The organism is Halorarum sp. SLYT50 (genome assembly GCF_059821265.1).
Map to the genome: position 1 here is coordinate 52273 of NZ_JCAMRW010000006.1, position 13898 is coordinate 66170.

Here is a 13898-nt window from a genome sequence, read left to right on the forward strand (position 1 = left end):
CCGGAACGGTGGGGCTACGGCTTCTCTGTTCCATTCAATTTTCACAACCTAGTCGCTGTGACCCATCAAGTGACCGAGTTAGGGAACCAGCTGTTCGCCCTCGTCGTCATAGACTGTGATCGCGTCTACAGGGCAGACACGAGCTGCCATTTCCGCATCGAACTCCTCGTCCTCGGGGACGTCTCGAACGTAGAGGTCGTCCTCAACTTCGTTACTCCCGACGAGTGTCGCTTTGCCCGCATCACGGTCCTCAATGAACTTCTCCCACTCGTGGACACAGTTGAAGATCCCAGTACAGGTATCGCGATCGAATTCGACTCGCATAGTGTGTTTCCGCTCGTCACTAGTAGGGCGTCCTGCCCATTAGTCGCTCCGGCTTGTGGGTTCTGTCACGATGCCAGTATAGTGTTCGAAAGGGCCGGAGTCATTCGACGGTTGTTTGCCGCGGTCCCCACAGCGAGATCTCGATCCCATTCGTCTTTCCTGCAAACACCTGCATCTAGATGGCCTGGTGTCCGTTGCTGGTCGATTACATGACCACTGACAGCGGGCAGGCAAAATCATCAGACCGACGCGACAAGATGTCGGTGGGTGTGCTGGCGTTGGAGACGGGGAAACGCTTAGCGGGTGACACTCCGATTGAGGTAGCATATGAGTGCAGCGCGCGTCTCACAAGGGGCTCGGCGGCACGTAGCCGTCGGCGCACTCTTCTTGGTCGCGTGGCAGGTCGCCGCGCTCGTCGATGCGCCCCACCGCTCGGGCGTCGTCCTCGGACTCTACGGGTTCGTCCTCCACACCGTCGCTGGAAAGGGGTACGCGCTCGTCCCCTCGTACTTCGATCGGACGCTTTCGCATCCCGGGGCGCCAGCCATGAGTCTCCCGCTGCTCTCACTCGGTACCGTCGGCCTCGCCGTGACGCCCTTCGAGGACATCCCCTCCGTCGTCGGTATCGTGGGCGCCGGTTGCTGGGCGCTCGGCGCGCTCGTCTTTGTCGGCACAGTCGGTTGGACGGTCCAGGACAACCTCACCGGACGCGAGACGGGCACCGGCGAGGTCAACATCGACCGCCGGCGGGTCGACCGCGCCGCCAACGCGTTCATCCCGGTCGTTCTCGCCTACCTCGTTGCTGGTGCCTACGAAACGGTCGCCGTCTCGGCGGCTCTTCCGACGCTCACCGGACGCGGGATGGCCGGCGCGAGCCACCTGCTCGCATCCGGTGTTGGTGCGTTGTTGGTGTTCGCGGTCGGCTTCCGCCTCCTTCCTCGGTTCCTTGTGAGTTCACCCCCGCTGGTGCTCGTCATCGCAGTCCTCACTGCGGGTGCAGTCGGCCCCGCGCTCATCGCCGGGAACCTCTGGGGAGGGACGTGGTTTCGGGTTGGCGCCGCCGCTGAATCCATCGCTGTTGGCGGATTCGCCGTTGCATACATCTCACTCTTCGTTCGCTCCGAGCGTCGCCGTGTCGGTCTCTACGGGCCGCTGGCCGGAGTCGTCATGGGCGTTATGGGAGTTGCATTGGGTGCCCACTTCGCGTTCGCTGGTGGGTCTCCTGGGTGGTCGATTGCTCACTACCGGCTGAACCTGTTGGGCTTCCTCGGACTCACGATCGTCGGCGTCGCCTATCAGTTCTACCCGCCAGCGGTCGGCACGTTCCCGGGCGCCAACGACCGGACGGCGCTTGCCTCGATGGGGTGTCTCGCAGCTGGCCTCGGCGTGGAGGCGTACGGAGTGCTCGTCGGGTTCAACGTCGCCACGGTGATCGGCCGATTTCTCGCCGTTCTCGGTGCTAGTCTGTACGCGTACCTGCTATTGAGTCTCTTCCGGGAGCGGTATGGAGAGTGACTACTCTCACAGCTGTTTAGTCGTGGGAGTAGTCACGAAGTCGCCGAACTCGTTTCGCCACTCTCCGTGGCCTCTACGATTTCGGGGCGCAGTTCCGCAACCGTCTTCAGCAGACTGCGAGCGAACGGATCCCAGCTGACAATTGACCCATATCAGTCCACGTCCCATCCAAATCGCGGCTGATGAGGCGGCCATCGTTCGTGCCGGCTAATACAACCCCATCGACGACCGTCCACGCGAGGACGACTTCCTCTGGCTTACCTGGATACGAGACCGTCCCAAAGGTCTCGCCGGTGTCCGCCGACTCGACCAGTATCGCGTCCGCACCATTCTCTCCGCTCCACGTCCCCGGTGAACTGCGAGCAGCGGCCGCGTAGAGCCGGCCGTCGAGCGTGAATGCTTCGCGGAAGTACCGATGATCGAGGTCCGTATTGAGGCGTGTCCACGACCGCCCGGCATCACGTGTTCGGTAGAGCCCATCGCCGGTCGACGCGACGTACTCGTCCGGGTCGAGGATGAGGACATGATGGACATCGTCGTGGACACCGTCGCGGCGTTCGGTCCACGTCTCGCCCTGGTCGTCGCTGACGTGGACGCCGCCGACTTCGACGCCGGCGATCACACGGTCGGGCGTCTCCGGATGCACACCGAGGCTCCGGACGTGGGCCTCGTTGCGGTGGCGCGGCGTATGCCACTGGTCACGCGACGGAAGGTTCTGGAAGCCCTCGAGTTCGTCCCACGTCTCGCCATCGTCGGTCGACACGTAGAGATACGCCGGGTGAGTTCCCGCATAGAGGCGCTCGCCATCCGAACTCACGACGACTGAGTACACTTCCTCCCGTGGGACTCCCAGATTATCCCACGTCTGGCCGGCGTCTGTAGACCGATACAGTCCAGACTTCGACGCCGCGAACACGCCGTCCACGCCGGGAAACGTGCGGACGCGAGGCGTGTTGCCACTGTCGAGAACCTGATTGACGTCCTTGACGGGGACACCTGCTGTTCGGTAGACGCCGTCGCGAGTGCCGACGAGAATTGCCATGGTAGGGGGTACGTCCGCTGTCCGATTAACCTCCGGGGGTGATCTAACCACCGTATGCCCTTGCTGTCCTTCGACCGTGATTGGGACGACCGTCACGCAGGTCGTAACCAACAGACGGTGAGTCCTGTCCGATCCTGTTGGTTAATCCTCTGCTGCCGAAACCGTGCTAACTCGAACTTCACGATGTCTCAGTTGCCGTCGTTGAGAAGTTCCCGAACCTCCACCACTAGTCGGTGCCCTTCCTCGTAGAGGGTCTCTCCTTCGTCACAATCACATTCCTCCACATCAAGCTAATCGACGATCCCTTCGACGCGCGCCAGTCGCTCTGTGATTTTGGCGTCTTTCGCCATTCTCAGAGTACCCCCAGTCAAAGCCCGGTAACGACGAGAAGAAGCAGGAGGAGAATTGCGACACCGACTTTGTGATAGACAGGTGACACCTCCTCTGGTGTGGACGTTTCGTCGGCCGCATACGCCAGTCCTGCTCGTGTTCGTGCGCCTATTCGAACGCCTCGTACGCTGTGTCGAGGTCCTGAGAGAGTGGTTCGATCTCACTAGCGATAAACTCCTCGCGAGACACGGTAATTGACTCTCCTGCTGCCGTCGGTGTGATCACTGCGGCGTCAGCGACGTGGGCAGCGATCAGTCGGTCTTCGGTATGGCTGATCGCGGTGACAACGGGGGTGTCTGCAGTGACAATGACGTCCGCGACACGTTCCGTATTGAACGCTTGGAGATTTCAGTCCGCAATTTGAGCGTCAGTAGGTGGTGTCATTCCTGGCAGATCCGGGAGGGACAGATCCACGCGCCGGAGCAGCTGCGCGTTGATCGCGACGATAACCGTACTCAAGGACATCAGGAGCGCTCCCACGGCGGGCGACAGGAGGATTCCGACCGGCGCAAGAATTCCTGCGGCAAGCGGGAGTGCAAGGACGTTGTATCCGGCCGCCCAGATGATATTCTCCTGCATCTTCCGGTAACTCGCCTTGCTGAGCTTCACGAGTCGAACCACGTCCATCGGATTGTTCTGGACGAGGATGACATCGGCAGACTGGACCGCGACGTCAGTCCCACTCCCGATAGCGATTCCGACGTCGGCCCGCGTCAGCGCCGGCGCGTCGTTGACGCCGTCGCCAACCATCCCTACGAGTTTGCCCTGGTCCTGGAGCTCCTGCACTTTCTTGTCCTTGTCCCCGGGGAGAACCTCCGCGAACACGGTGTCGATGCCCAGTTCGTTGGCGACTGCGTTGGCGACGTCCTGGGAGTCACCGGTCAGCATTGCCACCTCGATGCCGAGTTCGTGGAGAGCGTCGACGACGCGGTAGCTCTCCTCGCGGATCACGTCCGCCATCGCGAACGCGGCGATCAACGCTCCTTCGCGAACGAGATACACCACGGTCTGGGCGTTTTGGCCAGCTTCATCAGCGAAGCGTTGGAGGTGACCGGGAACCTCACTATCGAGTCGAGTCAGCAGATTCGGTCCGCCGACGTACACCTCGTCGCCACCGTCGGCCGAGTCCACCGAGCCGCCGGCGAAGCCGGAGACGACGACGTTCGCGCGGACGCCCCGGCCTTTGATCGCCTCGAAGTCGGTCGCGTCAGGAACGGTGAGGTCACGCTCGTTGGCGGCCTCGTGGATAGCTCGCGCGATCATGTGTTCGGAATCGCTCTCGACGGCCGCCGCCAGCGCGAGCGCGTCGTCCTCGTTGACACCGTCGACGGTCGCCATATCGACGACGCCGTGCTCGCCCTCGGTGAGCGTCCCCGTCTTGTCGAAGATGATAGCGTCCAAATTTCTCGCCTCTTCCATCGCGATGCGGTCGCGAACGAGCATCCCATTACGAGCGGCGAGTGACGTATTGATCGCGACGACCAGCGGGATGGCGAGCCCGAGCGCGTGCGGGCAGGCGATGACGAGCACCGTGACGACGCGCTCGATAACCGTTGCGCTGAACGATACCGCGAGTGTCCATGCGATTGCTGTCACGACTGCCGCCCCGAGCGCGACGTAGAACAGCCAGCCGGCCGCTCTGTCGGCAAGCACCTGGGTCTTGGACTTACTCTGCTGGGCTTCCTCGACGAGTCGCATGATCCCCGCGAGCGTCGTCTCCTCGCCCGTTGCACCGACACGTACGCGGAGACTGCCATCGCCGTTGATCGTCCCACCGATGACCTCGTCGCCGGGTTCTTTCGAGACCGGTTTCGACTCACCCGTGATCATCGACTCCTCGACGTCCGAATCACCCTCCTCAACGATGCCGTCAGCGGGGACACTCGCGCCTGGCCGAACCAGTACGAGGTCGCCCTCGGAGAGTTCGCCTACAGGGACTTCCTCAGTGTCACCGCCGTCGGTGATGCGTTCAGCGGTATCGGGCATCAACTTCGCCAACTCGTCGACCGCGCTGGAGGCCCGTCGCACGGACCGCATCTCGATCCAGTGCCCCAGCAGCATGATGTCGATTAGTGTGACGAGTTCCCAGAAGAACGCCGACTGTGCAGGGAAGACGACGGTAGCCAAACTATAGACGAACGCGACCGAGATGGCCATCGAGATCAGCGTCATCATCCCCGGCGACCGGTCTTTCAGCTCCGGCACCGCCATCTGGAGGAATGGAATCCCACCGTAGGCGAAGACGATGAACGCGAATACGGGGTTGACCCATTCGCTGCCTGGGAACGCTGGGACGGAGAAACCGAGCCACTCCTGCAACATTTCGCTGTACAGGAGGACGGGAATCGACAGGAGTGTCGAGACGAAAAAGCGCCGGCGGAACATCTGCTCGTGGCCCTCGTGCATCCCGCCGTGGCCGTCGTGATCGCCGTGTTCCTCCTCTTCGTGGAGGTGCTGCGGACCTGCCTCGTCTTCGAGTAGCGCTTGTTCCGATCCTGACCCGCTGTGAGAGCTATCGTGCTTGCTTTGGCTCTCTCTATGACGATGATGGCCCGAGTCAGTGCCCGGATTGTTTGGCTGATCGTCCATTATCGATCGTTTTTGGTCTGTATATGCTTCAACAGGAGGGTCGATCAGTCTCTCATTCCGTATCAATTCGCGTTTCGGGATGTTCCCAATCTACAGGCGAGCAAGTCAAGCTTACAAACTATTGAATTGCCTCTAGAGGGCGGACACCTACTTGACAACATTGTGGTCGGTGGATAGGTTTAACAGAACCCGGCAATGAAGTACGTGTGCTCCGTTGGTGTAGCTCGGCCAATCATCTCGGCATCTCACGTCGAGGACCGAGGTTCAAATCCTCGACGGAGCATCGATTTCCGAGCCAATGGAGGTTGGAGAAACTAATTTCTGGGGGATTAGACCGTCTCGTTTGAAGTACCAGAGACCACCTGTAGACTTCATCATGCGACTGAACAGAGTAATGTGCCTATAGCCAGAAACCTGTTTCAGAGAATCTGTTGTTATGAGATGGCAAATCAAAGAAATCGAATGGGAAGCTGTTGCGGGCATCTTAGCGGCGGTTCTCGCACTCGTACTACATTTCTTGCACATCGTGGACGAAGCCGTGCTTCTTCAGATCACGCTCGTTCTCATGGCGTTTTTGTTCATCAGCCATCTTAGACGCGAATCAGAGACGGAAAACCTCTCTGAGTCCGTCACTCACACCGAACGCACTGTCGAAGAAATTCGAGCCAGTATGAATACTCCCGACCTTGAACTGATTGGTCCGGGAGAACTCAGATCCCGGAGTACGCAGTTCGGTCAAGGTGCTCATGGGGATATGATCTGGTTCAACGTCTGCCTGCTCATGTTCGTCCCCCAAGATTTGTTCGACGCGTTGCTTCGTCCACCAATCGAGAATCCAAATGTTTCCTCGATACAATTCGTCCTCGACGAGAGTGAACGAGAGCGCTGGAATACCCAGGTCAAACCGAAAGTAGAGGAGTGTAGGGGTGCAGAAACGGTACAAGAACCCGTTTGGCGCGACCTCGATGATAACGTCTCGTTTATTCTTCGTGGGACGGAAAACGAACAGACGGACGCGCTCTTGAGTTTCTGGGGTGAACCGTTTATGGCCCGGACGACACGGGACGTCCCTCGCTACATCATCCACGTTGCAAGGGAATCAGAGCTCATCCCACAGTTGCAGGATATCGAGCGCGAACACCGGTTGGGAACGAATTGAGAAGCACTCTTTTCCCGTAAGCGCCCGAAACACTTCTTGAAGTAGTTCTGACCGCACCCATTCACCACCCGATGGGTGGACACCCCCGGCAACACTTCAACTACAATGAGGCCACCACGCTTACGCAGCTATCTGAACGAGGAATTCGAGTTCCCTGTTGACCGAGCGAGAGTCGTCGAACGTGCTGGGGACGTAACGATCGATGCTCCTGACGACGATGACTCGGAGTCTATTCGCGCGATGCTGGAACGAGACAACGACAATCCGTACGAAACTCTTGAAGACCTCTTCGCGTCGATCTATGGTAGTCTCGACGATAGTTACATCGGGCGAAAGTACTACGACGATCGTGGCAGCACCGTCGAAGAGGTAACTGGGGACTACCCGCGCGACGAACGGAACGTCTCCTTCTGACGGCTACCAGAATTTCAGGTTCTGTTTAACGGACTCACGCTTCATCTCCTGGATCTCCTCAGTGATTGGGATATCCTTCGGACAGACCGTGGTACACGAGAACTGCGTATGACACTGCCAGACCCCGTGTTCCTTATCGAGGAGTTCCAGCCGGCGTTCTTGAGCATTAGGCCCTTCGCGTTCGTCCATGTAGAACCGATATCCCTTGACGATGGCTGCAGGACCGATGTACTCGTCGTCGAACTGTGAGGGATTACAAGACGACGTACAGCAGCCACACTGGATGCACCGGGAGGCCATCTTGATCTTTTCATGGTTCTCGGGCGACTGCCGCTGTTCTTCGAGTTCCCCATCAGGAAGCTCGTCGGGCTGGAAATATGGTTCGACGGCTTCCATCCGTTCGAAGAAGTGATCCATATCCACCACCAGGTCCTTTATCACTGGTTCGTGAGGGAGCGGCTCGACACGGACCGGTTCGTTGAGGTCGGAAATTTGCGTTTGGCAGCCGAGTTGCTGGCTTCCGTTGATGAATAGGCCGTCACTTCCACACACGGCCATTTGGCACGAGTGACGGAATGTGAGACTAGAGTCGAAGTGGTCACGAGCGTAGATGAGTGCGTCCAAGACTGTCATCCCCTTTTCGTAGGGAACATGGAAATCATCGAATCGGGGTTCTTGCTTGGCTTCGACTTCAGGATCGTACCGGAATACCTTCAGGAGAGTTGTCTCCTCATCGGCGGAAGACTGTGCTTCAGCGGCCGCTTGTGCCTCCCGCTCTTTTGCTCGTTCATGTTTCTTATCGAGACGCTGCTGCTGTGGTGAAGAGCCAGTGTTGGATTCCTCTTCTGTCTCTGAGGGTGTTTGTTGAGAACTCATATTCGTGGGTAAAGTACTGAAATTCGCTCAGAAGGGTAGCGGAGTTCCATGTGAAAAGGTAACGGGGAGTCATCCAAATAGTTGTCCCTGAGGACGCATACGAAACTATTTCATTGACCAAACATATGCTTTGAAAACCGGAACGTCGAATTTCTGCTGCGTCGTCGGGTTAATCAGAATTCGAAGGAACAGCACGCCGGTACTTCGTATTCAACGGATTGGAGAGAGCAGCAACATATACTCGCTCCATACCTATCATTAAGCGTAGTGTCCACTTCCTGCGAAACCGACGAACGGCGCTGGCGGTAGTTAGGGTCCGGAAGTGGACAGTATCGCGGAGTACGGCCAGCCGGTCTCCCCCGACTGCCCAACCCCGATGCTCACTCGCTTTCTCGATTGTATCGCCCTCATCATGACCTCCAAATGCACACCCACAAATGACAGTAGAAAGCGAATTCACCGTCACGCCCTACAGCGTTGACGGGGAAATCGACTACGAGAAACTCCTCGAACGGTTCGGGGCTGACCAGCTCTCAGACGACCAGATCACAGCCTTCCCCGACCCAGTTCATCCCCTAGTTCATCGAAACGTATTCTACGCAGAACGCGACATAGACAGGTTCCTCTCCGCTGTCAACGCAGGGAAACCACACTCTATTGTTACGGGCCGTGGCCCATCAGGGCCGATGCATATCGGTCACGTCTTCCCGTTCTACTTCGCCAAGTACCTACAAGAGCAGACAGACGCTCTCGTCTACATTCCAGTGTCCGATGACGAAAAATACTTCCTCAAAGAGATGTCTCTTGAGGCAATCGGCAATCACACTCGTGAGAACTTACTCGATCTGCTCGCAATAGGATTCGATCCAGTTCGGACGCGCATCATCGTGGATACAGCGGATGGAGATGTGGTGTATCCCCTCGCAACCGCATTCGCAAAGGCGGTGACCCAATCGACTATCGAGGCAACGTACGGAGAACCCGCGAACATCGGTCTGTCGTTCTATCCTGCTGTTCAAGCGACACACCTACTCCTCCCGCAGCTCGTCGAGAACCGTCACCCGACGCTCGTTCCGATCGCAGTCGATCAAGACCCCCATATCCGAATCTGTCGGGACATTGCGGATAAACAGCGATACGACGTCGACAAACCGAGCGCATTACTCTCGAAATTCCTCCCGAGCCTCGCAGGGCCAGGCAAGATGAGCTCTTCAGACGACGCTCCCAGTATTCTCCTCGCCGATGACAGAGAAACCGTGTTCGAGAAGATCCGGGCCCACGCGTATTCCGGTGGTCAGTCCACTATCGACGAACATCGAGATCAGGGTGGAGATCCCGAGAGAGACACGTCGTTCCAGTTTCTCTCGTATTTCTTCGAAGCGGATGACGAGCGGCTGGAACGACTCGCCCGGGAATATCGTGATGGATCGTTGTTGAGCGGTGAACTCAAGGAAATCGCGGCAGAGAACATAGCTGATTTCCTCGAACGTCACCAGGAACGACGAAGACAGTTGGGGTCACTCGCGGATGAGTTACCAGCGTACCGATTGACCGATGCTGAGCGGAAACGGGCTCGCCATCGAGTCGGATTTCTAGATGATGGGCTGTTTTAGAAATGGCTTATCCGTCAATACGGAGCGAATTGCGGGGGTTGCTTGGGATTGAACTCCCACCAACCTAGTCGCAGAATCACTCTTACAGTGCACTAACCAGGTTTTGGATATGGGTTCGGTTTGTGTTCTTGAAACCGTTCGGCCAAGGGTTTAGGGCGCTTCCGAATTTAAATACATACGCTATGGTTTCAACAGGAGATACTGCGCCAAGCTTTACAGCGACGTACCGAGGAAGCGAACACAAGACGTTCGAACTTGTCGAGCATCTCGGCGAGGGACCCACCGTATTAGCGTACTTTCCCGGGGCGTTTACACCGCCGTGTTCGAACGAGATGGTAGCCCTCCAAGAGCGTCTTGATGAATTTCGAGATGCGGGAGCGACACTCTTCGGAATCAGCGCCGATTCACCCTTCTCCTTGGGTGCGTTCGCAGACGAGTACGATCTCGAGTTCGACCTCGTCAGTGATATGGGCGGTGAAGCGATTCCGGAATACGACCTCTCAATTGACATCCCAGACCTAGGCCTGTACGATGTCGCCAACCGGGCTGTGATCGTCCTTGACGAAGACCGGACTGTGACCTACAGGTGGGTAGCTGAAGATCCGACGAACGAACCAGACTACGATGAACTCATCAAGGCCGTCAAGGAAGTCTGACAAACAGCGGCCCCTCCAGTTTGAACGACATGCTTTGAGTTGAGTAATCCCTAGAAGTAGAATGTCTCTATAATATCCTCCCAAGACTCAGAAATTGTGATTCTATCAAAGTATTCACAGTAATTCGTTTTATTCGTCGACTTCCGTTTTTACGACGACTGTCGGTCGGGTGGTTAGCCGAAGCACGCGCTCTGTTACACTCCCGAGTAGCGCGCGGTATTCAGCTGGCCGGTGTTTCGTGCCGAGGACGACCATATCGATATCTTGCTGATCTCCGTACTCGAGTATCGTATCGACAGGATGTCCGTGTTTTATCGCCTCTGTCATCTCGATTCCACTATCTTCCGCACTACGCCGAACCGCCTCGATGGCCTCCTGGCCGAGTTCTTCGAGTCCGTGCTCGGGTCCTTCTGCCTCGTCGACATACTCGTCCCCACTGTACGCCGTATAGATGCTCTCATCGACGACGAAGAGCGTATGAAGGGTAGCATCGTGTGTCTCGGCGAGTTCGATTGCATGGGATTCCGCATTCTTCGATGCAATCGTGCCATCCGTGGCGAGTAGAATCTGGTCGTACATAGAGCAAAGTTCGTTCAGCTAGCCGATAAGGGTGGTCATCACAACGAATCGACGAATTGGAGCGAAACGCTGTTAGTCGTTCTTTTTGGCGAGAGCGATCAGTGCAGTACTGTCGGTTTTTGCTGCTGGCGCTACTTCACGCGTCCCGTCGAATTGGACGACATCTCCCGACTGTACAATATGAGACTCCCCATCGAGTTGCAGATCGATCTCGCCCGAGATCAAATAGAGAATGACCTGCCTTTCAGGATGGCTGTGTGCGCCGACGCTTTCGCCTTCGCCCAGGGATAATCGGATTGTTTTCGGTTCTTCGGTTGGGAACACGTTAGCGTGCGGTACACCTTCACAGTCCTCGATTGATTTCACTGGTGCCATGAACCCATTATGGGACTGAATAGTCCTATGTCCATCGAATCATGACTCTATTTCTTGCTGTGACAGCCACCATCCAGCAGAAATATTGGCGCTTCTTCGAGCTTAAAAGGGGGATTCACCCCTATGCTTTTTCGGCCTTCCACGAGTAATTTCGAATACGAACTGGATAGCAATACCATGACAAACAATAAACCTAACATAGAAGTTACATTTAATCCACAAAAATGGGTCGACGGACCGTACCATTTAGACGATGGGGCAGACAAACAACTGAATCCCGCCGAAAACCGGGACTCAGTGACGTTCGTCGTGCCTTGGGAAGACGGGACTGACGAAGAGGGAACAGTTTTCCCGGACGAGTCGTACGAAGCAAATCAGCTGCAATCTCACCCTGCGGCTCCAGAGTGGGTCCAAAACTGGGAGGGGCCATACTACGTCCGGACAAAATTGGTTGACGACGAGTAATAGCTGACTGGCAGCCCAGTCCACGTGATGTGGGTGCAATAGGTCGAGAGGAACGTTTTCCCAGTACCGAGAATGCTTGATTCTCGAGTGACGAGCTTTAGTGAGTGACTGTGGCCGATACGAACGCGCTCCTCCCCTCCCTACTTGCTCGCTACACTCGTTCCTTGAGGAAGGGGACTCCGCGCTACTGGTTCAGTTGAAGCCAGTAGAAGATGACGGGTAGAGGCCCCCATTCAGTAATCACACATCCGATACTTGTCCGCGGAATTTGGGACTGCTAACTGCTAAGGGTCAATAGAGAAGAGAGACGGCGGTCTCTGAGTCCCGCCGATCAGTTAACGTGGACGCGGACGACATGACCACCACAGCCGCACTGCTCGATATATTCCCACTGGACGTCCTCATCTCCAAACCGCTCATCAAGCGCATCGTAGAGGAAGCCCTCGGGATGGCCGTGTGCTTTGTGAGTGACGAGATTCACGTGGTGGCCGCTAGTCGTGTGCTCGACTGCCTCGACCCCGTGCCGCTTGAGTAGCGAGAGGTTATCTTCGTACTGTGGCTTCTCGAGGTTGGCGGACCAAGAGTTGTCGTGGCTTCGGTCGGTGACAGGTTCAGTCTCACCGTGTGCGTGGTCGTCGCCGTGATCGTGGGAGTGACTTGCCATCCTCTAGTGTTGGACTACTATTCGTATAAGGGGTTTGGTGGTGTCTCCTCTCTTTAGGGTGGAAAGTCGTCTGGGGTATTTCAGCACAGAGCACACACTGAACGTATGGACGACCACAACCCCGAAGCGGGACGGGGGAACGCAATGAACAGTGAATTCCCCGAGCTCTATCAAGAGCTCAAATCATTACCGGTCACCGTCGAAGCGGCCTCGTTCGACGGAAAGCGTATCGAGACGGAACACCAGACGTTCGAGCGAACCATCATTCGTGTTCGTGGCGAAGGTGTAACTGGATTCGGAGAAGATGTCACGCGTTCCAGAGAGGCTCATGAGCGACTTCGCGAGGACGGACTACCGCTTCCGACCGGTGACTGGACGATCGGAACATTCTTGGGCGCTCTCGATTCCGATTCGAATCTCTCGACACAGACTGCGTCCAGGGACGCTCCCGAGTATTTGCGCTGGGCGATCGAGAGTGCAGTTCTTGATCTGGCGCTCAAACAGTCGGGGAGAACGCTGGCATCGGTACTTGACCGTACGTACGAGCCGATGGCATTCGTAGTCAGTCTGCATCTCGGGGATCCACCACACATTCGTCCCGTGAACCGGTTCCTCGACGCGGATTCGGATATCGAGTTCAAGATCGATGTCCCCGACACACCGAGCGACGAGTTACTCTCGGCACTATCGGATACCGGTGCAGTTCGAATTCTGGACCTGAAAGCACAGTACGGTTCGGACGTCGGGGTTCCCGCCGATCCGGACCTCTACCGGCGGTTGTTCGAGAGCTTCCCGAATGCACTCATCGAAGACCCGGCCGTCACAGATACGACACGACCTGTGCTCGACGAATATGCTGACCGAGTCTCTTGGGACGCCCCGATAACGGGTGTCGAAAGCATCCGGAACCTCCCGTGGGAACCAGCTGCGCTCAACATCAAGCCGTGTCGGTCTGAGACGCTCGAATCACTCTGTCGTATTCTCGAATATGGCTTGCAACACGAGGTCGAACTCTATGGAGGCGGAATGTTCGAACTCGATGCCGGCCGAGCGCACTCACAGGCAATCGCCTCGCTGTTTTCCAAACAGTCCAAGCGACCTCGCACCACCGGCGTATCACACGTACCGAGCCGACAAATCCTATCCTTCAAGTCCGCTGGAGCCACCAGCCAAACCGACCGGAATCGGGTGGTATTCTAGGTGACTCTGATTACGCTATCCCACGAGAGATACGGTG

At 57.0% G+C, this 13898-nt stretch carries 14 protein-coding genes and 1 tRNA gene; 7 read left to right on the forward strand and 8 right to left on the reverse strand.

What is annotated here, in order from left to right; all coding sequences use genetic code 11:
- Window positions 1–78 precede the first annotated feature (78 nt).
- Entirely contained in the window at window positions 79–324 is a 246-nt protein-coding gene (locus tag AC6RUA_RS19930; RefSeq protein WP_499816378.1) for a ferredoxin, read from the reverse strand.
- A 327-nt stretch (window positions 325–651) separates the two neighbouring features.
- On the opposite strand from AC6RUA_RS19930, the gene AC6RUA_RS19935 reads away from it, so the two are divergent.
- Window positions 652–1839, forward strand: a complete 1188-nt coding sequence (locus tag AC6RUA_RS19935) for a hypothetical protein (protein ID WP_499816379.1) — start codon at window positions 652–654, stop codon at window positions 1837–1839.
- 106 nt (window positions 1840–1945) lie between these two features.
- Here AC6RUA_RS19935 and AC6RUA_RS19940 read toward each other — a convergent pair whose 3' ends face one another.
- The 3 genes from AC6RUA_RS19940 to AC6RUA_RS19950 form a co-directional block, all read right to left on the reverse strand.
- Complete coding sequence (locus AC6RUA_RS19940) at window positions 1946–2881, reverse strand: WD40/YVTN/BNR-like repeat-containing protein (RefSeq protein WP_499816380.1); 936 nt, start codon at window positions 2879–2881, stop codon at window positions 1946–1948.
- Between the two features lie 498 nt (window positions 2882–3379).
- Window positions 3380–3580, reverse strand: a complete 201-nt coding sequence (locus AC6RUA_RS19945) for a hypothetical protein (RefSeq protein ID WP_499816415.1) — start codon at window positions 3578–3580, stop codon at window positions 3380–3382.
- A gap of 39 nt (window positions 3581–3619) precedes the next feature.
- Complete coding sequence (locus AC6RUA_RS19950) at window positions 3620–5860, reverse strand: heavy metal translocating P-type ATPase (RefSeq protein ID WP_499816381.1); 2241 nt, start codon at window positions 5858–5860, stop codon at window positions 3620–3622.
- 208 nt (window positions 5861–6068) lie between these two features.
- On the opposite strand from AC6RUA_RS19950, the gene AC6RUA_RS19955 reads away from it, so the two are divergent.
- From AC6RUA_RS19955 to AC6RUA_RS19965, 3 genes are all read left to right on the forward strand, one after another.
- Window positions 6069–6143 (forward strand) — tRNA-Glu (locus tag AC6RUA_RS19955).
- Between the two features lie 153 nt (window positions 6144–6296).
- Entirely contained in the window at window positions 6297–7019 is a 723-nt protein-coding gene (locus AC6RUA_RS19960; RefSeq protein ID WP_499816382.1) for a hypothetical protein, read from the forward strand.
- A gap of 75 nt (window positions 7020–7094) precedes the next feature.
- Window positions 7095–7433: a DUF5789 family protein gene (locus tag AC6RUA_RS19965; RefSeq protein ID WP_499816383.1), complete on the forward strand. Its 339-nt coding sequence runs from the start codon at window positions 7095–7097 to the stop codon at window positions 7431–7433.
- A gap of 3 nt (window positions 7434–7436) precedes the next feature.
- Here the strand turns inward: AC6RUA_RS19965 and AC6RUA_RS19970 are convergent, their stop codons facing one another.
- A complete protein-coding gene (locus tag AC6RUA_RS19970; RefSeq protein WP_499816384.1) occupies window positions 7437–8309 on the reverse strand; it encodes a succinate dehydrogenase/fumarate reductase iron-sulfur subunit in 873 nt (290 codons plus the stop codon).
- A gap of 437 nt (window positions 8310–8746) precedes the next feature.
- On the opposite strand from AC6RUA_RS19970, the gene AC6RUA_RS19975 reads away from it, so the two are divergent.
- The gene (locus tag AC6RUA_RS19975) at window positions 8747–9922 is read left to right on the forward strand and encodes a tryptophan--tRNA ligase (RefSeq protein ID WP_499816385.1); all 1176 of its coding nucleotides are present in this window, start codon (window positions 8747–8749) and stop codon (window positions 9920–9922) included.
- A gap of 182 nt (window positions 9923–10104) precedes the next feature.
- A complete protein-coding gene (locus tag AC6RUA_RS19980) occupies window positions 10105–10578 on the forward strand; it encodes a redoxin domain-containing protein (protein WP_499816386.1) in 474 nt (157 codons plus the stop codon).
- A gap of 129 nt (window positions 10579–10707) precedes the next feature.
- Here the strand turns inward: AC6RUA_RS19980 and AC6RUA_RS19985 are convergent, their stop codons facing one another.
- From AC6RUA_RS19985 to AC6RUA_RS19995, 3 genes are all read right to left on the reverse strand, one after another.
- Window positions 10708–11157, reverse strand: a complete 450-nt coding sequence (locus tag AC6RUA_RS19985) for a universal stress protein (RefSeq protein WP_499816387.1) — start codon at window positions 11155–11157, stop codon at window positions 10708–10710.
- A 72-nt stretch (window positions 11158–11229) separates the two neighbouring features.
- Complete coding sequence (locus AC6RUA_RS19990; protein ID WP_499816388.1) at window positions 11230–11532, reverse strand: cupin domain-containing protein; 303 nt, start codon at window positions 11530–11532, stop codon at window positions 11230–11232.
- 796 nt (window positions 11533–12328) lie between these two features.
- Window positions 12329–12661, reverse strand: coding sequence for a CGCGG family putative rSAM-modified RiPP protein (locus AC6RUA_RS19995; RefSeq protein WP_499816389.1), 333 nt, complete (start codon window positions 12659–12661; stop codon window positions 12329–12331).
- Between the two features lie 105 nt (window positions 12662–12766).
- Here AC6RUA_RS19995 and AC6RUA_RS20000 point away from each other — a divergent pair, with 105 nt between their 5' ends.
- Window positions 12767–13861, forward strand: coding sequence for a hypothetical protein (locus AC6RUA_RS20000; protein WP_499816390.1), 1095 nt, complete (start codon window positions 12767–12769; stop codon window positions 13859–13861).
- Window positions 13862–13898 lie beyond the last annotated feature (37 nt).

Bases quoted from the DNA above. Each gene is read 5' to 3' on its own strand.
- AC6RUA_RS19980 (WP_499816386.1), top strand. From the start codon at position 10,105: ATGGTTTCAACAGGAGATACTGCGCCAAGCTTTACAGCGACGTACCGA.
- AC6RUA_RS19985 (WP_499816387.1), bottom strand. From the start codon at position 11,157: ATGTACGACCAGATTCTACTCGCCACGGATGGCACGATTGCATCGAAG.
- AC6RUA_RS19940 (WP_499816380.1), bottom strand. From the start codon at position 2,881: ATGGCAATTCTCGTCGGCACTCGCGACGGCGTCTACCGAACAGCAGGT.
- AC6RUA_RS19995 (WP_499816389.1), bottom strand. From the start codon at position 12,661: ATGGCAAGTCACTCCCACGATCACGGCGACGACCACGCACACGGTGAG.
- AC6RUA_RS19950 (WP_499816381.1), bottom strand. From the start codon at position 5,860: ATGGACGATCAGCCAAACAATCCGGGCACTGACTCGGGCCATCATCGT.
- AC6RUA_RS20000 (WP_499816390.1), top strand. From the start codon at position 12,767: ATGGACGACCACAACCCCGAAGCGGGACGGGGGAACGCAATGAACAGT.
- AC6RUA_RS19970 (WP_499816384.1), bottom strand. From the start codon at position 8,309: ATGAGTTCTCAACAAACACCCTCAGAGACAGAAGAGGAATCCAACACT.
- AC6RUA_RS19990 (WP_499816388.1), bottom strand. From the start codon at position 11,532: ATGGCACCAGTGAAATCAATCGAGGACTGTGAAGGTGTACCGCACGCT.
- AC6RUA_RS19935 (WP_499816379.1), top strand. From the start codon at position 652: ATGAGTGCAGCGCGCGTCTCACAAGGGGCTCGGCGGCACGTAGCCGTC.
- AC6RUA_RS19975 (WP_499816385.1), top strand. From the start codon at position 8,747: ATGACAGTAGAAAGCGAATTCACCGTCACGCCCTACAGCGTTGACGGG.
- AC6RUA_RS19930 (WP_499816378.1), bottom strand. From the start codon at position 324: ATGCGAGTCGAATTCGATCGCGATACCTGTACTGGGATCTTCAACTGT.
- AC6RUA_RS19960 (WP_499816382.1), top strand. From the start codon at position 6,297: ATGAGATGGCAAATCAAAGAAATCGAATGGGAAGCTGTTGCGGGCATC.